Origin of the sequence: Mucilaginibacter sp. dw_454 (assembly GCF_018449775.1) — a bacterium.
GTDB lineage: Bacteria > Bacteroidota > Bacteroidia > Sphingobacteriales > Sphingobacteriaceae > Mucilaginibacter.
The window spans coordinates 106,977-130,048 of sequence record NZ_JAAVVB010000003.1; the positions used below are offsets into that span (position 1 = coordinate 106,977).

Genomic DNA, 23,072 nt, shown 5'->3' on the forward strand with positions numbered 1-23,072 from the left:
GCGATTGCCACGCTACGCTCGCAACGACAGAAATTGAAAATTTGACTAAGATAAAGTGTCAATGAAAGTAACGATAGACGGAATATCAGTAGAAGTACCGGACGGAACCAGCATCCTGAACGCAGCACGCGTTATAGGTGGTGATGTTGTGCCGCCCGCTATGTGCTATTATTCTAAACTGGCCGGTAGCGGTGGTAAATGCCGTACTTGTTTGGTAAAGGTGAGCAAAGGTTCTGAAAAAGACCCGCGCCCTATGCCTAAGCTGGTAGCGTCATGCCGTACTACGGCGATGGACGGTATGGAGGTGCAAAACATGACCTCGCCAGAGGTTATTGAGGCGCGTAAAGGTGTGGTAGAGATGTTGTTGATCAATCACCCGCTGGATTGCCCGGTTTGCGATCAGGCTGGCGAGTGCGATCTGCAGAACTTAGGCTTTGAGCACGGCGCAGCAAAAACCCGTTATGAGTTCGACCGTCGTACATTCAACAGAATAGATATTGGCGATAAGATCCAGCTACACATGACGCGCTGCATACTTTGCTACCGTTGTGTTTTTACTGCCGATCAGATCACAGATCACCGTATCCACGGTATCCTGAACAGGGGCGATCATTCAGAGATCTCAACTTATATCCAGGCTGCTGTCGACAATGATTTCTCAGGAAACGTTATTGACGTTTGCCCGGTAGGCGCTTTAACCGATAAAACTTTCCGCTTTAAAAACCGCGTTTGGTTTACCAAACCAGTTGAAGCACATCGCGATTGCGACCATGAGAAATGTAAAGGTGAAGTAACCCTTTGGTATAAAGGTGATGACGTATTACGCGTAACTGCACGTAAAGATCAATACGGCGAGGTAGAAGACTTTATCTGTAACACTTGTCGCTTTGATAAAAAGAAAACAGCCGATTGGGTTATTGAAGGCCCTCGTAAGGTATCTAATCATTCTGTGATTAGCTCTAATCACTACGACACCATGAAACCTTTACCGGTTGTAAAAGCCAACCCGGTATTGCAAGAGGCCAATAAAGAACAATTTGAACGCGAAACCCGATTATAATGGCATTAGCAGACATCATTATTAAATTTATACTGGTTATCATCATCTTCGCGATAAGCCTGGTGATAGCTATGTACTCCACCTATGCCGAGCGTAAATTCGCGGCATTTTTTCAGGATCGTATTGGTCCTAACCGCGCCGGCCCATGGGGTATATTACAGCCTTTAGCCGATGGTGGTAAAATGTTTTTGAAAGAAGAGATCATCCCAACCAACTCAAGCGGTTTCCTGTTCATTGTAGGCCCGTCACTGGCTATCATGACAGCCTGTATCGGTTCGGCAGTTATTCCATGGGGACAGCAATTGGTTATCGGTACGCATGTTATTGATTTGCAGGTGGCTGATATCAACGTGGGTATTCTGTACATCTTCGGTGTAGTATCGTTAGGTGTATATGGTATCATGATTGGTGGCTGGGCATCAAACAATAAATATTCTTTGCTGGGTGCTATTCGTGCAGCTTCTCAAAATATCAGCTATGAAATTTCAATGGGTCTGTCAATCATCGCTTTATTGCTGGTTACAGGTACTTTGAGCTTACGCCAGATAGCCGAGCAGCAGCATGGTTTTTGGGCCAACGGCTGGTTTAGCTGGAATTTTTTCAAGCAACCACTAGGCTTCCTGCTGTTCATCGTATGTGCATTTGCAGAGACCAACCGCTCACCGTTTGACTTACCTGAGTGCGAAACCGAGCTGGTAGGTGGTTATCACACCGAATATTCATCAATGAAACTGGGCTTTTACCTGTTTGCCGAGTATATCAACATGTTCATTTCATCGGCAGTTATGGCTACGCTTTACTTTGGCGGTTATAACTTTCCTTTTATGGATTTGATCCACTCGCCAAACCTTGTAGCTATTATAGGCGTAGTTGCGCTGTTTGCGAAGATATTTTTCTTCATATTCTTCTTTATGTGGGTGCGCTGGACAATCCCGCGTTTCCGTTATGACCAATTGATGGACCTGGGCTGGAAAACCCTGATTCCGTTGGCTATAGCAAACATTATTATAACCGGACTTTGGATTACTTTTATTAGAGGATAAAGATGGAACCATTAAGTAATAAAAGAAAAGCAGTAGACAACAAGCCGCTCAATTTGTTAGAGCGTTCTTACCTGCCTGCTATCGTAAAGGGACTTGGCATTACCATGAGCCACTTTTTCAAAAAGCCGGTAACCATCAGCTATCCTGAGCAAAAACGCGAGTTCTCTGAGAATTTTCGCGGTATGCACTCATTAAAGCGCGACGAGAATGGTAAAGAGCGTTGCACGGCCTGTGGCCTTTGCGCATTATCATGCCCTGCAGAAGCGATCACGATGATAGCGGCCGAACGTCAGCCTGGCGAAGAGAACTTATATCGCGAAGAAAAATATGCTGCGGTGTATGAGATCAATATGTTACGCTGCATTTTCTGCGGATTATGTGAGGAAGCTTGCCCTAAAGAGGCGATCTACCTGGATGGCGACATCGTACCGTCTGATTATTTAAGGAAGGATTTTATTTACGGTAAAGACAAATTAGTTGAAGCGCCGTTAAATCAATAAAGAAGTTTTATACATTTGCCCCCGATTTAAAGAGGTCGAATGTCTTGCAATAGTTAACCATGAATACATTTTACTTTATAGCGTTTCTGTCCGTATTCTTCGCCATTTTGGTTATATCAGCCAAAAACCCGGTGCATAGCATACTATACCTGATATTAACGTTTTTTACGTTCACTGTTCACTATATCCTACTTAACGCCCAGTTTTTAGCGATAGTTAACTTTATTGTATACATGGGCGCCATCCTGGTGCTCTTCCTGTACACGCTGATGTTAATGAACCTGAACAAAGAGAGCGAGCAACCCAAATCAAACCTTATCAAAATTGCAGCAGTTATAGGCGGCGGATGCTTCCTGGTAACTATTGTTGCAGCTTTAAGAACCTTTGGCCATTCAGAACCGGTAATATTAAAAGACCCTAACCTGGGCCTGGTTAAAAATTTAGGAAAGACATTGTTCAACGAGTATTTGTTGCCATTTGAGATCTCATCGGTATTGCTGTTATCGGCAATGGTTGGTGCTGTTTTATTGGCTACTAAAGACCCAAAAACTACAGCGTAGATTAATATGGAACACTTAACACAAACCATACAAACCGTACCGCTTAACGCTTATATTCTGTTAAGCTCGGTAATATTTGCAATAGGTGTTATTGGCGTATTGGTACGTCGTAATGCCATCGTAATATTTATGTCGGTTGAGCTGATGCTGAATGCGGTGAACCTGTTATTAACAGCGTTCTCGGTTTATTTAGGCGATTCAAGCGGACAGGTGTTTGTATTTTTTATCATGGCGCTGGCCGCTGCTGAAGTAGCAATAGGCCTGGCTATCATTGTAATGATCTACCGTAACACAAACTCGATAGACATTAACGTACTGAATAGATTGAAATGGTAAGCCCCCCGACCCCCTGAAGGGGGAGGATAAGGCGACAAACAATATTTAAAAAATAAAAGACCAACTATTATTCCCCCTTTAGGGGGCTAGGGGGCAAAAAATTATGGAGAAATACATCTGGCTTATTCCTTTATTACCGTTAGCCGGTTTCGTTATTAACGGCCTGGGCCGCAACACGCTGTCAAAAGGCGTAATTGGCTTTATCGGCAGTTTATTGGTTTTGATATCATTTGGATTGAGCCTTGCTGCTTTTTTCCAGGTAAAATCAACCGGGCACGCTATTGATGTTGATTTGTTTACCTGGTTCTCGGTTGGCAAACTAAGCGTTGATTTCTCTTTTTTGGTAGATCAGTTGAGCGCTATCATGTTGCTGATCATTACCGGCGTAGGTTTTTTGATCCACCTGTATTCTGTAGGCTATATGCATGATGATGAAGGTTTCGGTAAGTTCTTTGCTTATTTGAACCTGTTTGTTTTCTTCATGCTTTTACTCGTGATGGGCTCAAACTACCTGATCATGTTTATTGGTTGGGAAGGTGTAGGTTTATGCTCTTACCTGCTCATCGGTTTCTGGTACACCAACCCAAGCTATGCCGATGCCGCCAAGAAAGCCTTTATCATGAATCGTATTGGCGACTTAGGTTTCCTGTTAGGCATATTTTTGATCTTTAATACTTTCGATAGCATATCTTACCACACTGTATTTAGCAGAGTAGCTGGTGTGCATGATGCACCATTGGTGCTGATCACCTTATTGTTATTTGTTGGTGCAGTAGGTAAATCGGCACAGTTACCGTTATTTACCTGGTTGCCGGATGCGATGGCCGGCCCAACCCCGGTATCTGCATTGATACACGCTGCTACCATGGTTACTGCAGGTATCTATATGATTGCCCGCTCGAATATCCTTTTCACCATGGCGCCTCAGACTATGGAGGTCATTGCCATCATCGGCTTAACTACTGCAGCTTTCGCAGCATTGATTGCACTTACACAAACTGATATAAAAAAGGTACTGGCTTATTCAACCGTATCTCAATTGGGTTATATGTTTTTGGGATTAGGCGTTGGTGCTTACACTGGTGCGTTCTTTCACGTATTAACTCATGCTTTCTTCAAAGCATTATTATTCCTGGGTGCGGGTTCTGTTATCCACGCCATGGGCGGTGAGCAGGATATGCGCAAAATGGGTGGATTGAAAGGCAAGATCAAAGTTACTTTCATTACCATGCTAGTTGGTACTATCGCTATCGCAGGTATCCCGCCATTCTCAGGCTTCTTTTCAAAAGACGAAATTTTAGCAGCAGCTTATGCGCATAACCCTACTTACTATGCAATAGGTGTTATTACCGCTATGCTGACATCATTCTACATGTTCCGCATGATGTACCTGACATTCTGGGGTAAATTCCGCGGAACACATGAGCAGGAGCATCATGTACATGAGTCGCCGGCAAGTATGACCATCCCGCTCATCGTGCTAGCTATTTTATCAGCAGTTGCCGGACTTATCGGTGTACCAGCAATAATGGGTGGTCATCATGAGTTACATGCTTTCCTGTCGCCGGTTTTTGAAAGATCAGCTAAAATATTAGGCGAAAATGAATTGAGCACCAGTACAGAATGGACCTTAATGGGTATATCTGTAGGTCTTGCCTTAGTTGCAATGGCCTTCGCTTACAACAAATACGTTAGCAAGGCACAGTTACCTGTTGAAGATACCGAAGAACGCTCGATATTGGCAAACCTGTCATACCATAAGTTTTATGTTGACGAGATCTATGATTTCCTGATCCGTAAACCATTGGATGCGTTGTCAGGCTTCTTCTACAATATTGTTGAGCGTTTAGGCATTGATGCCTTAATAAACGATTTGGGTAAAGGCACTTTAGAAACCAGTAAGGCTTTGCGTTTGCTGCAAACCGGTAATGTTGGGTTTTACATCTTTATGATGGTAGCCGGCATAGTTGCCATCTTGTTATATAGTTTAAAATTGTTTACCATATAAAATGACCGTTAGCATATTAATATTTTTGCCGGTAATAGCGGCGCTTGCTGTTCTTCTATTCAAGAACGAGTCGGCTAAATACGCTGCATTATTTTTCTCTGTTGTAGAACTGGCAATAGCAGGCGTGTTTTTAGCAAAATTTGTACCCGATGCAACCAGCCAGTTTGGAATTGATGTACCATGGCTACCACAAATGGGCATTTATTTTAAAGCCGGTATTGATGGTATAAGCATGATCATGGTATTGTTAACTACAGTACTGGTGCCGCTTATTATCTTAACCACCTACAAACATCAATACAAAAATGCCAATGCTTTTTACGCGTTGATATTATTTATGCAAGCAGGTATGCTGGTTGTATTTACCGCCTTAGACGGTTTCTTATTCTACGTTGGTTGGGAAGCAGCTTTGATACCTATTTACTTTATCTGTGGTTTATGGGGTGGTGAAAATCGCATCCGCATCACTATTAAATTTTTCATTTACACATTTGCCGGCTCGCTATTTATGCTGCTGGGAATGATCTTCTTGTACCTGCAATCGCCAAATCAGACTTATGATATCGTTGATCTATACCGCGGTGCACGCCTGGCAACAGGCCATTCAAGCTTGATATTCTGGGCCTTCTTTATAGCGTTTGCTATCAAGATGCCTTTGTTTCCATTCCATACCTGGCAGCCCGATACTTATACCGAAGCGCCAAGCGCAGGTACGATGATGCTATCCGGTATCATGTTGAAGATGGGTGTTTACGGTGTGATCAGATGGTTGGTTCCTATTGCGCCGCAAGGTGTAATGTCATGGCAGAACGTAGTGATGGGCATGTCAGTGATAGGTATTGTTTACGCATCGGTTATAGCATTTACTCAAAAAGACGGTAAACGTCTGGTAGCCTATTCATCTATCGCGCACGTTGGCTTAATTGCTGCCGGTATTTTTGCCTGGAACTCGCAAGGTCTGCAAGGAGCAATGATCCAGATGCTGAGCCACGGTATTAATGTAGTAGGCATGTTCTTTATCTGGGATATCATCAGCCGCCGTTTAGGTACCCGTACCATTAGCGAGCTGGGCGGTATTGCTAAGGTAGCTCCGCAATTTTCGATCGCGTTTTTAATTATCGTGTTAGGTACGGTGGCTTTACCATTAACCAACGGTTTTATCGGCGAGTTTTTATTATTAAATAGTGTTTATCAATATAACATATGGTTTGCGGCCGTTGCCGGTTTAACTATCATATTTGGTGCGGTTTATATGCTGCGCATGTACAAAAATGTGATGCAAGGCACCACTAATGAGTTAACAGCAACATTTACTGACATCCACGGTTCTGAAAAACTGGCCCTGGGTATCATCTGTTTATTGATCATCGGTTTAGGTGTGTATCCGCAGCCTATACTGCATATATCTGCTGCTGCGGTTGAGCATTTGATATACATTGTAAAAGTTTCGAGGTAAGTTTTAATCATGAATACCATAATAGTCATATCTGTTTTACCTATAGTGCTTTTGTATTTAGGTTTGTATAAAATGCAAAAAGCGTTGTTGCCTGTAACCGTTATAGGGCTGCTTGTTGCATTAGGTTTAGCAATTGCGCAATGGAACACCGGCGCGGTACCACAATACAGTGGTATGTTGTTATTCAACAACTTTTCAGTTGCTTTTTCTGTGGTAGCTATTGTCTCAACTATATTGATCCTATTGTTATCCAAAGACTATTTCGAAAGGATCAGCAATCACATTGCCGAATATTATGCCATCATCCTGTTCTCTTTAGCGGGCGTCATTGTCATGGTATCTTACTACAACTTAACCATGCTGTTTATCGGCATCGAAATCATGTCAGTAAGTTTATACATATTGGCCGGTATCAAAAAGAACGATTTTGCTTCAAATGAAGCCGCGTTGAAATACTTCCTGATGGGCGCTTTTTCAACAGGTTTCTTATTGTTCGGCTTTACGCTGATCTATGGTTCAACCGGTTCATTCAGCCTGGAGAAAATTCAAAGTTTTGTGCTTGCACAGAGAACGCTTTCGCCAATGCTTTGCGTGGGTGTAATGTTAGTAATAGTAGGCTTATGCTTTAAAGTAGGCGTAGCGCCATTCCACTTCTGGACCCCCGACGTTTACGAAGGTGCACCATCATTGATCACTGCTTTCATGTCGACTGTGTCAAAAACAGCGAGCTTCGCGGCTTTCCTGCGTTTGTTCTCTATCTGCTTCCCGTTGTTGTCAAACATCTGGTCGCCGGCTTTGATTGTGATTGCTATTATTACATTATTTATCGGCAACATCACCGCTTTATATCAGCAAAGCTTTAAGCGTATGCTGGCGTACTCAAGTATCTCGCATGCAGGTTATTTATTGTTTGCTATATTATCTTTAGGCGCAGCGTCTGGCAATACCATCCTGGTTTATGCTACCGCTTATTCAATTGCATCTATTATCGCCTTTGGCGCATTGATACTGGTACAGCAAGAAACCAACAGCGATACTTTCGACAGCTTTAACGGCTTGGGCAGAAAGAACCCATTTCTGGCTTTTGTGTTGACCGTAGCTATGCTTTCATTAGCAGGTATACCGCTTACCGCAGGCTTTATAGGTAAGTTTTACGCGTTCAATATGGCAATGGGCCAACTTCATATAGCATTGTTAGTTATAGCGGTTATTAATGCTATCATCAGCATATTCTATTACTTCAGGGTTATCATTGCTATGTATTTCCGTAGTGCCGAGCGCGAGCAGATTGCTGTTTCGCCATATTATGCTTTTGTGCTGGGCTTTGCTGCTTTGGCAACTATCGTTATTGGTGTATACCCGCAATTAATAAGCGGCCTTATTTAATTGGGCCGTTAAATCCCCCTGAAATTGATTTAATATTTGTAGTTTTACAAATACAGTAATGGAACATTTCTGGGAACACCTGCAAAATTTAACGGACGCCCAATCCATATTAAGTAAAGGAGGGTTCTACTTCCTGCTTGTGGTCGTTTTTGCGGAGACAGGTCTGTTCTTCGGTTTCTTTTTACCAGGCGATTATTTATTATTTATGGCGGGGCTGTTGTGCTCATCGGGTATGATTGATGTGTCATTGGGCACTTTGCTGTTATCGGTAATGGCAGCGGGCATTTTGGGCAATTATACCGGCTACTGGTTTGGGTATCGAACTGGCCCAATGTTGTTTAACAAGAACGATTCAATTTTCTTTAAGAAGCGTTATATCGTTATTGCCGAAGAGTTTTACGCCAAACATGGGGGTATGGCATTAGTTTTAGGCAGATTTTTCCCTATAATAAGAACTTTTGCTCCTATCTTTGCAGGCGTAGTCAGGGTCGACTTTAAAAAATTTACAATTTATAACCTGGCCGGCAGCATAGCTTGGGTAAGTACATTTATCCTGTCGGGTTATTTTTTAGGCCGACGATACCCCCAGCTAAAAGATTATCTGGAATATGTGGTGATCGGATTAATAATAATTACAACAATTCCGCTGGTTTTTGCTTTCTTAAAAAAGCGATTAGTAAAAAGCGATTAATAAATATATACTATAATAATAAATGAGTACACAACATCCTTGGCACCAGGTTTCACCGGGTGATAACGTTCCTGAATTTGTAAACGCTATTATTGAGATCCCTAAAGGCTCAAAAGCTAAATATGAAATTGATAAAGACTCTGGTTTACTGAAACTTGACCGTGTTTTGTTTTCGTCGGTAATGTATCCGGCTAATTATGGCTTTATTCCGCAAACTTATTGTGATGATAAAGATCCTTTAGATATATTAGTACTGTGTTCAATAGATGTGTTCCCGATGTCGATTATCGAAGCTAAGATTGTGGGTGTAATGCATATGGTTGACAATGGTGAGCAAGACGACAAAATCATCGCGGTAGCAAAAAATGATATGTCTGTAAACTACATCAATGATTTGAATGAGTTGCCACCACATACTATGAAAGAAATTGTGCGTTTTTTTAAAGACTATAAAGCTTTGGAGGATAAAAAGGTGACCATTGAACATATGTTGGGTAAAAAGTATGCTCACAAAGTAATTAATGAAAGTTTAGAACTATATAAGTCTACTTTCCCCGTGTACCAATAATTAATTAATGGGCCCTGACACATACATAAACGGTTATTACATACTCCTAACCTTTTTCCTGGTTTTACTGAACGGCTTTTTTGTAGCCGCAGAATTTGCCTTGGTTCGCGTGCGCGGGTCGCAGATTGAAATAAAAGCCAAAGCCGGCAGCCGTATAGCTAAAGTTACACGCGGTATCATGGCTAATTTAGACGGTTACCTGGCCGCCACACAATTGGGCATTACCATAGCCTCATTAGGATTAGGTGTAATAGGCGAGGGTGTATTTAGCAATGTGGTGTTAAGAGGGTTTGAAATTATTGGGGTAACCATTACCTCGAGTTTTATAATCACTTCAAGCCATGTTATAGCCTTTATACTGATTACTATACTAAGTATAGTTTTTGGCGAACTGGCCCCTAAAACATTAGCTATACAAAGGTCAGTACGTACCGCCTTAGCGGTATCAGCGCCGCTAAGAATATTCTTTATCGTGTTCAGACCCATTATTTGGTGCCTGAATGCGTTTGCTAATTTTATTTTGCGCCTGTTCGGCATCAATGTTATATCGGGCCATGAGGCACACCATAGTTCTGAAGAGTTGCAATATCTTTTAGAACAAGGTAAAGAAACCGGCGCCATCGATTCCAGCGAGCACGAGCTGATTCAAAATGTATTTGAGTTTAATGAGCGCGTGGTAAAAAATATCATGGTGCCGCGTACCAAAATATCTGGTGTTGAAGTAAGTACCGGCAGAGACGAATTACTAGACCTGCTGATTACCGAAGGCTACTCGCGCCTGCCTGTTTATGATGAGGTGATTGACAAGATAGTCGGCATTGTTCATGCTAAAGACGTTTTACCTTTGCTGGCCCGTAATGAAGAGATTGTTCTGAAGGATATTATCCGTAAACCATATTTCATCCCAGAAACCAAAAAGATCAATGATCTGATGGCCGAGCTGCAGCAAAAACGGATACAGATAGCTATTGTGTCTGACGAGTTTGGCGGTACTGCCGGTATGGTTACTTTGGAGGATATTGTTGAAGAATTGGTAGGTGAGATCCAGGATGAATATGACGAAGAAAAACCAATTGTTGAAGCAGTGAACGATCGTGAGTTTATTGTAAATGCTTTGGCGCCAATATATGATGTTAACGGCCACTTGCCGCATGATTTGCCCGAGGATGGTGACTTTGACACCGTATCAGGCTGGTTAGGCGATATTTTTGGTAAGATCCCGGACGTTGGCGAGCAAAAAGAATCTAACGGCTATAACATTACCGTACTCAAAAAATCCGACCAAAACATTGAGTCGGTTAAGCTGGAGTTATTGCTTAATGAAGAAGATACGGTAGATTTGCATTAATCTGCTTGCCCATGCATCTTTTTTATACGCCTGATATTGCCCCATCGCATCCCCAATACTTTCTAAACGAAGAAGAAAGCAAACATGCCGTACGTGTGCTGCGCCTGGAGGCAGGATCTGAAGTGCAGCTGATAGACGGTAAAGGCGGCTTGTACACTGCGCAAATTAAAGATGCACATCCCAAAAGAACTATACTGCAAATAACAAATGTTGTTACCGAATATAATAAACGGAACCACTACCTGCATATCGCGATAGCCCCTACAAAAAATCTGGATAGACTGGAATGGTTCCTTGAAAAAGCTACCGAGATTGGCATTGATGAAATATCGCTCATTATCTGTCAGCGTTCGGAGCGTAAAGAAGCTAAGACTGAGCGTTTAAATAAGATCATTACGGCTGCTATCAAACAATCATTAAAAGCGTATCACCCGGTATTGAATGAACCAATAGCGTTGAGTAAGTTTTTAGCTCAGCCATTTGATGGACAGAAGTTTATTGCACATTGCGAAGATCGCGAGAAAACCAGCCTGCAAACCCAACTGCAAAAAGGCGGACGTTGCCTGATCTTAATAGGCCCGGAAGGCGATTTCTCGCCGTCAGAAATTGATGTCGCTTTGGATAACGAATATAAAGCCATAACTTTAGGTGATAGCAGATTGCGTACAGAAACGGCCGCGTTAGAAGCTTGTTTTGAAGTGAATTTTTTGAATAGGTAATTCTATCCCTTTTGTCATTGCGAGGAGGGACGACGAAGCAACCGCGAACCGTGCAACCTTGCGATTGCCACGCTACGCTCGCAATGACAAAATATAACTGAATGAAAAGAGCCATATACACCATTTGTGCCCTCTGCTTGCTAATCATCATTAGCAGCTTCAACGCGCCTACCTATAAAATGGCTAAGCTTAAATATAGTGGTGGGGGAGACTGGTATGGCGACCGGACTGCTTTGCCTAATCTGATCAAGTTTTGTAATGAAAATTTGAAGACCAACTTCCAGCCCGAGGATGATATTGTTGAGCCGGGCAGCGCGCAGTTGTTTAATTATCCTTTTGTATTTATGACGGGCCATGGCAACGTGATCTTTTCTGACCAGGAAGCGGCCAACCTGCGTAAATATTTAACCGGCGGCGGCTTTTTGCATATTGATGATAACTATGGCCTGGATAAGTTTATCCGCCCGCAAATGAAGAAGGTTTTCCCGGAGCTTGATTTTGTGGAATTGCCTGTAAATTATCCTATTTATCATCAGAAATTTCCTTTCCCTAATGGTCTGCCAAAAATACATGAACACGATGGCAAACGTCCACAGGGTTTTGGGCTGATCTATAAAGGCCGCCTGGTCTGTTTTTACACTTATGAGTGCGATCTGGGCAACGGCTGGGAGGATTATGGTACCTATGCCGGCGACACGCAGGAAACACGTATAAAGGCCCTGAAAATGGGCGCTAACCTCATTCAATATGTACTAACCCAATAAAGCCATGTACCAGCTTAAAGTAAATGATAAGTTCGATTTTGACATCGATAAAACTGGCGACGATTTATTAGTAAATGACGAAGTTATACAAGCAGATATTAAACAACTAAGCCCGGTAACCTGGCATATTATCAAACAGCTTAAATCATACAATGTCACACTGGTAAGTTTTGACAAAACGACTAAAACTGCAGAGATAAAGGTTAACAATAATACCTACACCGTATCGGCTAAAGATCGCTTTGATCTGCTGCTTGATCAAATGGGGTTGACTAACTTGGCAAGCGCCAAGGTAAGTGAGCTTAAAGCGCCGATGCCCGGCCTGGTGTTAAAAGTTTTTGTAGCCGGCGACACCACTGTACAAAAAGGCGACAGCTTGTTTATCCTGGAAGCCATGAAGATGGAAAATATTATCAAATCGCCGGTTGATGGTGTGATTAAATCCATCAAAATAAAACCGGGCGACAAAGTAGAAAAGGGGCAGATACTGTTGCAATTTGCATAGATTTTTGTCATTGCGAGGAGGGACGACGAAGCAATCGCAAGTAGAAAAGTATAATTCGCGATTGCCACGCTACGCTCGCAATGACAATTAATATAACAAAAAGGGTCGCCTTAAATAAGGCGACCCTTTTTGTTATAGTTGGAGTAATACTATTTAGCTTTTTTAACGCTGAAGTGAGGCTTACCTGCCGGGTGAATCTCAGGAGCGCCTACCAGGTCCATTGCGCAACGGAAACCAACCTCGGCGCTTGCATCATCCTCATTCATAAAACGGCGTGTAGCCGGGTTTAACCAGTATGCCATGTCATTCCATGAACCACCTTTGTATACTTTAGAATGGTTGTTCACCAAAGTAGTAGTACCATATAAACTATTGTTAACGGTATCTAAGTAACCACGTGCATCAGCATTGTAAGCTTTGCCAGCTAATGGATCTTTTGTTCCGGCAGTAGCAGGTGTTGCAGGAGCAGTACCTGCAGGAGCGCCAGCCGCCGCAGCGGTACCGGTTTGTTGCGAAGCGATCAGATCGGCATATGACATTTTCTTAGCAGACTTAGCCGGATCTTTAATAGGGCGACCGTATTTGTCTTTTGCGTATTTACCTGTTGCAGGGTCGGCTAAACGTTTGTCAACAAACTCATTACCACGGAAAGGGTTAAAGTCGTCAACATCTTCAAATGTCATCTGGCGATAAGTATCGCCCACCCACTCATTAACGTTACCAGCCATGTTATACAAGCCAAAATCGTTAGGCACGTAAGAACGTACCGGCGCTGTAATGAAGGCCTTGTCATTCAGGTAACCGCCAACACCACCGTTGTCACCTTCGCCACGCTTAAAGTTAGCCAGGATCAAACCACGGGTTGATTTTTTAGCAGAACGTACACCTAAGCCGTTCCATGGATATATTTTACCGTCTGTAATGTTTTCAAATTGGGTGTTACCGGCTAAAGCCATAGCAGCATATTCCCACTCGGCCTCTGTCGGTAAGCGGTAGGCAGGTTTCAAGATACCGTCTTCAACAGTAACCGGTCTAACCGCTCTTTTCTGGCCGGCAACGGGCTTGCCGTTTAAGTCAGCCGTCATTTTTTTACCGTCTATACCTGCACCTCTGTACTGGTTATTCAAGTACATGTCGGTATTGAAAGGTGTTTTTTGAGCATTAGCAGCACTAGCCTGTGCACCTTTTTTAGGATCTCTTGGATTAAGAATTTTGCCTTGTCCTTCCAGGATAAACTCGTTCATACGGTCGGTACGCCAAACACAATAATCCTGAGCCTGATCCCAGGTAACACCTACAACCGGGTAATCCTGGAAAGCAGGGTGACGCAGGTAATTGTTTACGTAAGGTTCATTGTATGATAACGGTCTGCGCCATACCAGGGTATCTGGCAACGCATTGTAATATAATTCATGATCCTGAGGGAAAGTAGCGCTGATCCAGTGCAGGTAATCCAGCCAATCCTGGTTAGATACCTCTGTTTCGTCCATATAAAACGCCGGGATAGTTACCCTTTTGCGTACGTTGTTATACTCAAAGTTGATATCCTGATCTGCACTTCCGCCCAAAACAAAAGTACCACCCTCAATAGCTACAAGGCCAGGGCCAGGCGAAGGGTGTGTTTGTCTGAACTTAGAATAGCCATATTTTTTATCGTTATATGGTATACCAGTTTTCTGCGACTTTTGTTTATGACAACCGCTTAGTATCGTTCCAACACCTACCAGCACTAAAGCAGTATAAGTAAAAAGTATTTTCATATTTTTACAATAAGTATAAAATTATATATAGGGGTAAATTTATAAAATTTTCCAATAAAATAGTAAACATATTCCGGCGTTAGGTAAACAATTTAAACGCTTTGGGTCTTTAACGTAAAAACCGTTGTTTGTGTTGCATCGGTAATTAAATTAAAAAATAAAAAACTTAAGTCTGTTTAACGCCCAAAAAGTATAATTAATCTATATTTATCCAATTAAAATAAAAACGGACTATACAATGAAGTTTTCGTACAGAAAGACCTCTTTAATATATATTGTACTTTTCATTCCGGTGTTTGCAGCTGCTCAAACAGGTTCAAATACCAATGGTAGCAGCACCAATGCTATACCGACGGCGGTTCCGTTTTTAAATATATCGCCCGACTCACGTTCGGGAGCTATGGGCGAGGCCGGCGCAGCTCTTTCACCAGATGTTAACGCCAATTACTGGAATCCCTCGAAACTGGCATTTCTAGACGATTCGCTTAACGCGGTTTCATTATCCTATAGCCCCTGGTTGCGCCATTTAGTGCCGGACGTTAGCTTATCATACTTAAGCTTTGCCCATAAACTGGATAGTCGTAATACCATAGGCGCTTCATTGCGTTATTTTAATCTGGGTTCTATACAACTGGTGGATGCTAATCAGAATGAACAAGGGACCTATCGCCCAAGCGAGTTTTCGCTGGATGTATCTTTCGCGCGTAAGTTTGGTAATGATTTTTCATTAGGACTAACCGGGCGTTATATCCACTCAAACCTTTCAAATCAATCATTTGCCTCTGGTGCAAGCCAGCAATCTAAAGCGGGTAGCGCTTTTGCTGCTGATATTTCTATGTATCATACCAGTAGTACACAGCAATTTGGTAAAGATGCAACCTTTAACTATGGTATTGATATATCTAACATTGGTACCAAGGTTAGTTATTCTGATGTCGGCCCGTCGTACTTCTTGCCTACTAACTTAAGAATCGGCGTAGCCAACATCATCAATATCGACGATTTAAACCAAATCACTTTTGCGTTTGATATCAATAAATTACTGGTGCCGACACCGCCTATCCGCGATGATAACGGCAACATCATTAAAGGAAAAGATGATAACATTTCCGTGCCTGCCGGTATCTTCGGCTCGTTTTCTGACGCACCAGGCGGCTTTAGTGAAGAGATGAAAGAAATTACTTTTTCGCCGGGTTTCGAATATTTGTACGATCAGCAATTTGCTATACGCGCCGGATATTTCTACGAGAACCCTGATAAAGGAGGTCGCCAATACGTTACCATGGGCCTTGGCCTGAAATATGATATCTATCGTTTCGATTTTTCATACCTGGCTGCTACGCAGTCGGCCAGTCCGCTAGCTAATACGCTGCGCTTCACCCTGGCTGTAAACTTCGGCGGTAAGTAAACATTATGGGCAAAATAAAGGTAGGTTTTGGGTTTGATGTCCATCAATTAAAGGAACAGCATCCATTTGTTTTAGGGGGAGTCAATTTAGAACATCACGCGGGGGCTTATGGGCACTCTGATGCCGATGTATTACTACACGCCATATGCGATGCCCTGCTGGGCGCAGCCAACCTGCGCGATATAGGTTTTCATTTCTCTAATACAGACGATCGCTGGAAGGGTATAAGCAGCTTAAAGCTATTACAGCATGTAATGGTGCTACTTCGCGAGAAGGGTTGGGAGATAGGCAACATCGATGCCATGGTGTGCCTGGAAGCGCCTAAAATCAATCCGCATATACCGGCCATGAAAGGTTACATCGCTAATGCAGCAGGTATCAGCGAGGAAGATATCTCTATCAAAGCAACCACCAACGAAAAGCTGGGCTTTATTGGTCGCGAAGAGGGTGTGGTGGCTTATGCCGTTTGTTTGATTGAGAAGTCATAATGTAGAGATGCAATATTTTGCGTCTCCATTTGCATGTATATTATTTCTGCAAATTCTGGTGTGTTTGCACAGAGACGCAAAATGTTGCGTCTCTACCCATTAATTATTCCTGATCCTCTATTCCTGATCCTCGGCCTTCTTCACATTCCCCGTACGTTTTAATACGCCCCAACCGCTATGCTCGCCCTTAAGCGCTCTGCGGATAGATTTGAAAAGGATATAATACATTAGCTGGCGCCAAATGAATCGCTGAGGGATAATGTATATCAGTTTCCGGTAGTTCTTTTCTTTCTCCATCCAGAAAGCAATAACCCCCACTATAAAGTCTACCACTACAAATAAAGCGTAGTAAAGCAATATTTTACCGGGCTTGTCGCCCAGTAGGCCTAAGATCATAAACAGGTCTGCCAGCGGCGAAAATAATGGTAGCACAATCTGGAAGATCAGGATGTTAGGCATGCCCACCATCCCGAAGAACTTGTATTTTTTATTAAATAGCGCTTTACGGTTTTTCCAGAAACTTTGCATTACGCCGTAGCTCCAGCGGAAACGTTGTTTTAACAGGGCACCAATAGTTTCGGGTGCTTCTGTGTAAGCAATAGCCTCAGCACAGTTTTTAATGATATAGCCTTTTCTAAGAATGCGCATGGTTAAGTCGCAATCCTCGGCCAAAGTGTCGGTAGTAAAGCCACCCGCCTGGAATACTGCGGACTTACGGAACGCGCCGATAGCACCCGGTACAACGGTGATACTATTGATCAGATCGAATGCACGGCGATCCATGTTTTGAGCCGTGATGTACTCTATAGACTGCCAGCGGGTGACGATGTTATTGTCATTACCTACTTTAACTGTGCCTGCTACCGCACCAATCTCGGCATCGGTAAAATAGGTCATCAGTTGATAGATGGCATCGTCTTTTAGTTGGGTATCAGCATCAATACAAACCACAAACTCATGGCTTGCATGCGCAATGCCAAAATTTAAGGCTGATGCTTTACCTCCATTAGGCTTATCCAGCACCTTTACCCGCGGATTGTCACCATAAGCCTTGTTAACAATATCGAAGGTGTTGTCCTTTGATCCGTCGTTAACAAATATAATCTCGAAATCCTTGTACTCTGTTTTTAATAAACTTTCAATAGTTTTAACAGCGGTAACCTCTTCGTTATAAGCCGGTACAATAATACTTACCGGGTCAAGCTGCATTTTAGCTACGCGATCGCGGTATTTTTTAAAGCTTTTGTTTTCAGCATACTGCCTTGACGCCAGGATGCCGATTAATACGATACGCCCTATAGCCAGGAATATGGCCGACAAGAACAGGTAGAGCAAGAACCAGTTGCCATAAAAATAGCCCACCACAAAAATGTCATACAACGAATTGTAAAGCCCCGGGCCATGTTTAACCGGTGGCATTAGATCCTCTTTACTTTTATCCAGGATATCGGCAATGGTGGTAAACTGGTAGCCGTGGCTTTTAAAGTAATGAATAATCTCTGGCAAGGCTTTTACAGTTTCCTCACGCGTGTCGCCGCCGGCATCATGCAATAAAAGCATAGAGCCGTTGTTGGCTTGTTTAATGGTACGGGCTACAATACTATCCTTGGTAACACCCGGCTGCCAGTCCCAGGGGTCAATAGATTCGCCAATGTTGATATAGCTTTGCTTGCGGCTCTCGGCCACCGGAATAACCTCGGCCAGCGTCTGTGGCTCAGCATCGGCATTAAATGGTGGGCGGAACAATATGGTGCTATGCCCGGTAACCGATTCAATAAGCTTGCGTGTAGCGTTCAGTTCAAGGTTTACGCGCTCAAGGCTAACTGTCGATATATCCGGGTGGAAAAATGTATGGTTACCAATCTCAAACCCCTCGTCATATTCGCGACGCAGTATCTGCATATTTTTCTCGGCCATGGAGCCCACCACGAAGAAAGCTGCCGGTACTTTTTCGCGCTGCAAGATATCTAGTATGCGCGGAGTGTAATCAGGGTCAGGGCCGTCGTCAAAAGTTAAAACTATTTTACCGGGTTTGTAACCGTATTTGCGGATTACATATTTGGTAGGCAGTTTAATATAATTCTGGTTGGTGATGACGTAATTGGTGGTATCCATCTTTACGTCAATCTTGCCTTCTACCGGGGTGGTAATCAGGTCAAGAACTTCGCCATTCCCTTCATAATTTATCTTGTTATCACGTCCAATGTAAGTAAGGCGCTTAATATCAACACCGGTTTTTCTCAATGAGTCTATAGCCAGGTTCTTCTGGAAGAAACTCCACAAGCGGGGGTCCTCACCACCTAAGCGCCAAAGTGCTACACCGCCGGTATCCCAATCATCCGCCATGCGGATAATATTAAAATTGGTGGCGGCGTCGGTAAAATATACCAAATGCTTTAAGCCGTCTTGTCCGTTATAATTGAAATGCAGGTTGGCCGACGCCGGATCGAAAATAATCTTACTGTTATTTTCATGGGCGGTACTAATGGCAGCCTGATAGCCTACAGATTTACCTATGCTGTTTTCGGGCCAGTCAACCCCGCCGCCAAAAACAGTCAGAATTACTTTTTCACTCGGTATTTCGGTACAAACTTCATCTAAGATCTGTTCAACCCAATGTTGGTTAGATATATCGCCGGCATTGCTATCTTCGGTATGCTGGCTAATAGCCATTACAAACAGAAAGTCATTATAACGTTGCAACGTTTTAAGATCATACTGTTCATCATCAGGAACAACGTTTTGCGTTACCAGGAAACCTATTGGGTGCAGCGTGTTATAAAGCTCCTGTTCAAACTTTAAAAAATCCGGCTCGTTACGATTTTTTATATCGTCAAACTCAAGGTTAATGCCTTGAAAATGATATTTGTTTAACTCCTTAACAATACTGTTAATGAAAGTAGTGCGCAGCTTTTTGTTTTTAACAATACGCTCTACGTCTTTTGAATCAAAACCACCATTAGCATTGTCATAATTTACATAGTTTGACAACGTAACCAATACGGGTTTTTTGTATTTTTTTTTGAGATTGATAAGCCCGGTATCGATAACAGTCTGTATAGTATCAATATCTTTCTTCATTTGAAAGCCCTCGCTCACAATCATGTCCAGGCGGTCTATATGATCAACCAGCGAATTGTATGCCTGGGCCTCCCACGGGCGGTAAAAGGCCGCGTTTATACGGTCCTTATTATTAGGATGGCGTACGCGATAAGTGTTACGGGTGTGCTCCAGTTTCTGAATCTGCGCCTTATCTATCTTAAAGTCTTTAAACTGTTTTGATTTTTTAAGGGCTTCAATCTCTTCTCTGGTGAGTTTTTTTGGCGCGGGATTAAGGTTAGGAAGATCAGGATACTGGTGAGAAGTGATAGTAACCACCGAACCGATAACACTGCATATCATGACGATGAGCAGAATACGGCTCAGCCATTTAAAACGGTTCCATCTACCTGGGGTGTCAGCTTGAAAAACCTGCTTATCGGCCATTTAAAAACTTTAGTAAAATATTTAGGTTGATGTTATTTAATACTTTTTTCCGGAGTGATATTTGAAAAATCAACCCCGCATTTACAGTTCTCGCCGCAGCCCTTTTTTACAAATAAACTCCTGTAAAGCATCCTCGCAATGTAGAATATAGCTGCCGCAAATAATATGATAACTAATAATGCCTGTATATTCATATCTGCAAAATTACACTTTTTATTAAGAAACGTACATATTATAGATATGTTCTGCAAGAGCCACGTTTTTACATTTATCTGAAATTATGGTTGTGTTAAAATGCTGTAAATCCTTTCATTTACCATATTTTAACCTTACCTTTGCGCCAAATTTTAAAGGCATTTCATGCAAAAAATAAGAAACATTGCGATCATCGCACACGTTGACCACGGTAAAACTACGCTGGTTGATAAAATTCTGCACAGCTGCGCTATTTTCCGCGAAGGACAAGAGACCGGAGAGCTGATATTGGATAATAACGACCTGGAGCGCGAACGTGGTATCACCATCGTTTCAAAAAACGTTTCGGTAATGTACAAAGATGTTAAGATTAACATCATTGACACACCTGGTCACGCCGACTTTGGCGGTGAGGTTGAGCGTGTGTTAAAAATGGCCGACGGCGTTTTGTTACTTTGCGATGCTTTTGAAGGCGCTATGCCTCAAACCCGCTTTGTAACTCAAAAGGCTTTGGCTTTGGGTTTAAAGCCAATTGTGGTTGTAAACAAAGTTGATAAAGAAAACTGCCGCCCTGAAGAGGTTTATGAGCAAATTTTTGAATTGTTCTTTAACCTGGAAGCTACCGAAGATCAGTTGGATTTCCCTGTAATTTACGGTTCATCAAAACAAGGTTGGATGAGCACAGATTACAAAAAACCAACCGAAGATATATTCCCGTTGATGGATGCTATTTTAGCAAACATACAACCACCGCCAATTAGCGAGGGTACATTGCAAATGCAAATCACATCGTTAGATTACTCGTCTTTCGTTGGTCGTATTGCTATTGGCCGTGTTGCACGTGGTGTTATTAAAGAAAATATGCCGGTATCATTGGTAAAACGCGATGGTACTATCCAAAAAACAAGAATAAAAGAACTATATACTTTTGAAGGCTTAGGTAAAGTTAAAGCTACCGAAGTTAGTGCGGGCGATATTTGTGCAGTAGTAGGTATTGAAGGTTTTGATATTGGCGATACCATTGCCGATTTTGAAAAACCGGAACAATTGGAGGTAATTCATATTGACGAGCCTACCATGAACATGTTGTTCACCATTAACACTTCACCATTTTTTGGTAAAGAAGGTAAGTTTGTAACCTCACGCCACCTGCGCGATCGTCTATACAAAGAGATGGAGAAAAACCTGGCACTTAAGGTTGTTGAAACCGAATCGCCTGATTCATACCTGGTGTATGGTCGTGGTATTCTTCACTTGTCAGTATTGATCGAGACTATGCGTCGCGAAGGATACGAGTTACAGGTTGGCCAGCCACAAGTTATCGTTAAAGAAATTGATGGTGTTAAATGCGAGCCGATTGAAACCCTGATCGTTGATGTTCCGGGTGATGTATCAGGTAAAGTTATTGAGCTGGTTACCCAACGTAAAGGCGATTTGCTGGTAATGGAACCCAAAGGCGATTTACAACACTTAGAGTTTGAAATACCTGCACGTGGCATTATCGGTTTACGTAACAACGTATTAACTGCTACCGGCGGCGAAGCTATTATGGCTCACCGTTTTAAAGGATACGAGCCTTGGAAAGGTACTATCCCTGGCCGTAGCAACGGTGTATTGGTATCAATGGACACTGGTAAAACTACTGCTTTCGCAATTGATAAATTACAAGATCGTGGTCGTTTCCACGTTGATCCGGGAGTTGATATTTACGAGGGCCAGGTTTTAGGCGAGCACATTCGTGATAATGATTTGGTTATTAACTTAACTAAAGGCAAGCAGTTAACCAACATGCGTGCATCTGGTAGCGATACCAACGTACGTATAGCGCCTGCTATCAAATTCTCATTAGAAGAATCAATGGAGTATATCCAGGCCGACGAATACATTGAGGTTACGCCTCAAAGCATCCGTTTGCGTAAAATATATTTGAATGAAAACGAGCGCAAAATCAACGCTAAAAAGTTTCAGTCATAATTGAATAAATAAATATTCATACAGAAAGAGCCCCGTATTACGGGGCTCTTTTTTGTTAGATGTTGGCCTATAAGCGGCCCGTTCAACAAGTAATTTTAATAACCTGCATAAAAGAAGTAAATTAGCCGCATGAAAGCTAATGACCGGCTAAACCCCAATATATTTCATCCAAGATATGTGCATCTAACTCAATTAAGAGATGCCACCATTCAAAAAATTGAAGAGCTAACCGCTGGTAATAAAGAGTTATTACTGGTTGATTTTGGCTGTGGCGATATGCCATACCGGTCGGTTATTGAGCCGCATGTGGGCACCTATCTGGGTGTCGATCTGGAAATGAACCCGAAAGCCGATCATCATATAGGTTTCGACAGCAAAACTACACTGCCCGATAATTACTGTGATATCATTCTCTCCAATCAGGTATTGGAGCACGTAGATACACCTTCGGGTTATTTGCAGGAAGCCCTGCGTATTTTGAAACCGGGTGGTTCTATTATCTTAACTACGCATGGTTACTGGTATTATCACCCAACACCAAATGATTACTGGCGCTGGACAAGTGCCGGCCTGCGTAAAACCGTAGAAGATGAAAGTTTTATAGTGACATCATTTTTTGGGATAATGGGTTTGGCAGCAAGTGGTTTGCAGTTATTGCAGGATGCTATCATCAATAAACTGCCTAAATTTTTGCGTCCGCCGTTTGCGTTTATCATGCAGGTAAAGATCATTTTGTTTAACAAGATCAACTCGCAGCCGCAGCGCGACAGGGATGCCTCTCTCTATATAGTTCTAGCTCAAAAACCGCTGAAATAAT

General features: G+C 42.6%; 20 protein-coding genes. 18 read left to right on the top strand and 2 right to left on the bottom strand.

Going from position 1 to position 23,072, the window contains the following annotated elements:
* Window positions 1-61: 61 nt before the first annotated feature.
* The 14 genes from HB679_RS10935 to HB679_RS11000 all read left to right on the top strand — a co-directional run bounded on the left by HB679_RS10935 (window position 62) and on the right by HB679_RS11000 (window position 12,944).
* Complete coding sequence (locus HB679_RS10935; protein ID WP_214072018.1) at window positions 62-1,060, top strand: 2Fe-2S iron-sulfur cluster-binding protein; 999 nt, start codon at window positions 62-64, stop codon at window positions 1,058-1,060.
* Window positions 1,060-2,103, top strand: a complete 1,044-nt coding sequence (gene nuoH, locus HB679_RS10940) for an NADH-quinone oxidoreductase subunit NuoH (RefSeq protein WP_214072019.1) — start codon at window positions 1,060-1,062, stop codon at window positions 2,101-2,103. Before HB679_RS10935 ends, nuoH begins: the two co-directional genes overlap by 1 nt.
* A 2-nt stretch (window positions 2,104-2,105) precedes the next feature.
* Window positions 2,106-2,603, top strand: a complete 498-nt coding sequence (locus HB679_RS10945; protein ID WP_214072020.1) for an NADH-quinone oxidoreductase subunit I — start codon at window positions 2,106-2,108, stop codon at window positions 2,601-2,603.
* Between the two features lie 59 nt (window positions 2,604-2,662).
* Window positions 2,663-3,163 (top strand): NADH-quinone oxidoreductase subunit J, encoded by a 501-nt coding sequence (locus HB679_RS10950; RefSeq protein WP_214072021.1) that lies wholly within the window; start codon window positions 2,663-2,665, stop codon window positions 3,161-3,163.
* 6 nt (window positions 3,164-3,169) lie between these two features.
* Window positions 3,170-3,499 carry an NADH-quinone oxidoreductase subunit NuoK gene (gene nuoK / locus HB679_RS10955; protein ID WP_214072022.1) on the top strand — a complete coding sequence of 110 codons (330 nt, stop codon included), beginning with the start codon at window positions 3,170-3,172 and terminating at the stop codon, window positions 3,497-3,499.
* Window positions 3,500-3,602: 103 nt separating this feature from the next.
* Window positions 3,603-5,507 carry an NADH-quinone oxidoreductase subunit L gene (gene nuoL, locus HB679_RS10960; protein WP_214072023.1) on the top strand — a complete coding sequence of 635 codons (1,905 nt, stop codon included), beginning with the start codon at window positions 3,603-3,605 and terminating at the stop codon, window positions 5,505-5,507.
* Between the two features lies 1 nt (window position 5,508).
* Window positions 5,509-6,963 (top strand): NADH-quinone oxidoreductase subunit M, encoded by a 1,455-nt coding sequence (locus HB679_RS10965; RefSeq protein ID WP_214072024.1) that lies wholly within the window; start codon window positions 5,509-5,511, stop codon window positions 6,961-6,963.
* 9 nt (window positions 6,964-6,972) lie between these two features.
* Window positions 6,973-8,349, top strand: coding sequence for an NADH-quinone oxidoreductase subunit N (locus HB679_RS10970; RefSeq protein WP_214072025.1), 1,377 nt, complete (start codon window positions 6,973-6,975; stop codon window positions 8,347-8,349).
* 58 nt (window positions 8,350-8,407) lie between these two features.
* On the top strand, window positions 8,408-9,040 hold the full coding sequence (locus tag HB679_RS10975) for a VTT domain-containing protein (protein ID WP_214072026.1): 633 nt from the start codon (window positions 8,408-8,410) through the stop codon (window positions 9,038-9,040).
* A gap of 22 nt (window positions 9,041-9,062) precedes the next feature.
* A complete protein-coding gene (locus HB679_RS10980) occupies window positions 9,063-9,608 on the top strand; it encodes an inorganic diphosphatase (protein ID WP_214072027.1) in 546 nt (181 codons plus the stop codon).
* 7 nt (window positions 9,609-9,615) lie between these two features.
* Entirely contained in the window at window positions 9,616-10,956 is a 1,341-nt protein-coding gene (locus HB679_RS10985) for a hemolysin family protein (RefSeq protein WP_214072028.1), read from the top strand.
* 11 nt (window positions 10,957-10,967) lie between these two features.
* Window positions 10,968-11,675, top strand: coding sequence for a 16S rRNA (uracil(1498)-N(3))-methyltransferase (locus HB679_RS10990; RefSeq protein ID WP_214072029.1), 708 nt, complete (start codon window positions 10,968-10,970; stop codon window positions 11,673-11,675).
* A gap of 101 nt (window positions 11,676-11,776) precedes the next feature.
* The gene (locus HB679_RS10995) at window positions 11,777-12,439 is read left to right on the top strand and encodes a DUF4159 domain-containing protein (RefSeq protein ID WP_214072030.1); all 663 of its coding nucleotides are present in this window, start codon (window positions 11,777-11,779) and stop codon (window positions 12,437-12,439) included.
* A 4-nt stretch (window positions 12,440-12,443) separates the two neighbouring features.
* Window positions 12,444-12,944, top strand: coding sequence for an acetyl-CoA carboxylase biotin carboxyl carrier protein subunit (locus tag HB679_RS11000; RefSeq protein ID WP_214072031.1), 501 nt, complete (start codon window positions 12,444-12,446; stop codon window positions 12,942-12,944).
* A gap of 149 nt (window positions 12,945-13,093) precedes the next feature.
* On the opposite strand, the gene HB679_RS11005 is transcribed toward HB679_RS11000, so the two are convergent.
* Window positions 13,094-14,704 carry an SUMF1/EgtB/PvdO family nonheme iron enzyme gene (locus HB679_RS11005; protein WP_214072032.1) on the bottom strand — a complete coding sequence of 537 codons (1,611 nt, stop codon included), beginning with the start codon at window positions 14,702-14,704 and terminating at the stop codon, window positions 13,094-13,096.
* Between the two features lie 238 nt (window positions 14,705-14,942).
* Here HB679_RS11005 and porV point away from each other — a divergent pair, with 238 nt between their 5' ends.
* Entirely contained in the window at window positions 14,943-16,112 is a 1,170-nt protein-coding gene (gene porV, locus HB679_RS11010; RefSeq protein ID WP_214072033.1) for a type IX secretion system outer membrane channel protein PorV, read from the top strand.
* Window positions 16,113-16,117: 5 nt separating this feature from the next.
* A complete protein-coding gene (ispF, locus tag HB679_RS11015; RefSeq protein WP_214072034.1) occupies window positions 16,118-16,600 on the top strand; it encodes a 2-C-methyl-D-erythritol 2,4-cyclodiphosphate synthase in 483 nt (160 codons plus the stop codon).
* 117 nt (window positions 16,601-16,717) lie between these two features.
* Here the strand turns inward: ispF and HB679_RS11020 are convergent, their stop codons facing one another.
* The gene (locus tag HB679_RS11020; RefSeq protein WP_214072035.1) at window positions 16,718-20,086 is read right to left on the bottom strand and encodes a glycosyltransferase; all 3,369 of its coding nucleotides are present in this window, start codon (window positions 20,084-20,086) and stop codon (window positions 16,718-16,720) included.
* Between the two features lie 360 nt (window positions 20,087-20,446).
* Between HB679_RS11020 and typA the strand changes: the two genes are divergently transcribed.
* Window positions 20,447-22,255 carry a translational GTPase TypA gene (typA, locus tag HB679_RS11025; protein WP_214072036.1) on the top strand — a complete coding sequence of 603 codons (1,809 nt, stop codon included), beginning with the start codon at window positions 20,447-20,449 and terminating at the stop codon, window positions 22,253-22,255.
* Window positions 22,256-22,384: 129 nt separating this feature from the next.
* Window positions 22,385-23,071: a class I SAM-dependent methyltransferase gene (locus HB679_RS11030; protein WP_214072037.1), complete on the top strand. Its 687-nt coding sequence runs from the start codon at window positions 22,385-22,387 to the stop codon at window positions 23,069-23,071.
* Window position 23,072: the final 1 nt, after the last annotated feature.

Coding starts and splice junctions, on each gene's coding strand:
- HB679_RS11030 (WP_214072037.1), top strand. CDS start 22,385: ATGAAAGCTAATGACCGGCTAAACCCCAATATATTTCATCCAAGATAT.
- typA (WP_214072036.1), top strand. CDS start 20,447: ATGCAAAAAATAAGAAACATTGCGATCATCGCACACGTTGACCACGGT.
- nuoL (WP_214072023.1), top strand. CDS start 3,603: ATGGAGAAATACATCTGGCTTATTCCTTTATTACCGTTAGCCGGTTTC.
- HB679_RS11020 (WP_214072035.1), bottom strand. CDS start 20,086: ATGGCCGATAAGCAGGTTTTTCAAGCTGACACCCCAGGTAGATGGAAC.
- HB679_RS10935 (WP_214072018.1), top strand. CDS start 62: ATGAAAGTAACGATAGACGGAATATCAGTAGAAGTACCGGACGGAACC.
- nuoK (WP_214072022.1), top strand. CDS start 3,170: ATGGAACACTTAACACAAACCATACAAACCGTACCGCTTAACGCTTAT.
- HB679_RS10990 (WP_214072029.1), top strand. CDS start 10,968: ATGCATCTTTTTTATACGCCTGATATTGCCCCATCGCATCCCCAATAC.
- HB679_RS10995 (WP_214072030.1), top strand. CDS start 11,777: ATGAAAAGAGCCATATACACCATTTGTGCCCTCTGCTTGCTAATCATC.
- ispF (WP_214072034.1), top strand. CDS start 16,118: ATGGGCAAAATAAAGGTAGGTTTTGGGTTTGATGTCCATCAATTAAAG.
- nuoH (WP_214072019.1), top strand. CDS start 1,060: ATGGCATTAGCAGACATCATTATTAAATTTATACTGGTTATCATCATC.
- porV (WP_214072033.1), top strand. CDS start 14,943: ATGAAGTTTTCGTACAGAAAGACCTCTTTAATATATATTGTACTTTTC.
- HB679_RS10975 (WP_214072026.1), top strand. CDS start 8,408: ATGGAACATTTCTGGGAACACCTGCAAAATTTAACGGACGCCCAATCC.
- HB679_RS11000 (WP_214072031.1), top strand. CDS start 12,444: ATGTACCAGCTTAAAGTAAATGATAAGTTCGATTTTGACATCGATAAA.
- HB679_RS11005 (WP_214072032.1), bottom strand. CDS start 14,704: ATGAAAATACTTTTTACTTATACTGCTTTAGTGCTGGTAGGTGTTGGA.
- HB679_RS10980 (WP_214072027.1), top strand. CDS start 9,063: ATGAGTACACAACATCCTTGGCACCAGGTTTCACCGGGTGATAACGTT.
- HB679_RS10950 (WP_214072021.1), top strand. CDS start 2,663: ATGAATACATTTTACTTTATAGCGTTTCTGTCCGTATTCTTCGCCATT.
- HB679_RS10965 (WP_214072024.1), top strand. CDS start 5,509: ATGACCGTTAGCATATTAATATTTTTGCCGGTAATAGCGGCGCTTGCT.
- HB679_RS10970 (WP_214072025.1), top strand. CDS start 6,973: ATGAATACCATAATAGTCATATCTGTTTTACCTATAGTGCTTTTGTAT.
- HB679_RS10985 (WP_214072028.1), top strand. CDS start 9,616: ATGGGCCCTGACACATACATAAACGGTTATTACATACTCCTAACCTTT.
- HB679_RS10945 (WP_214072020.1), top strand. CDS start 2,106: ATGGAACCATTAAGTAATAAAAGAAAAGCAGTAGACAACAAGCCGCTC.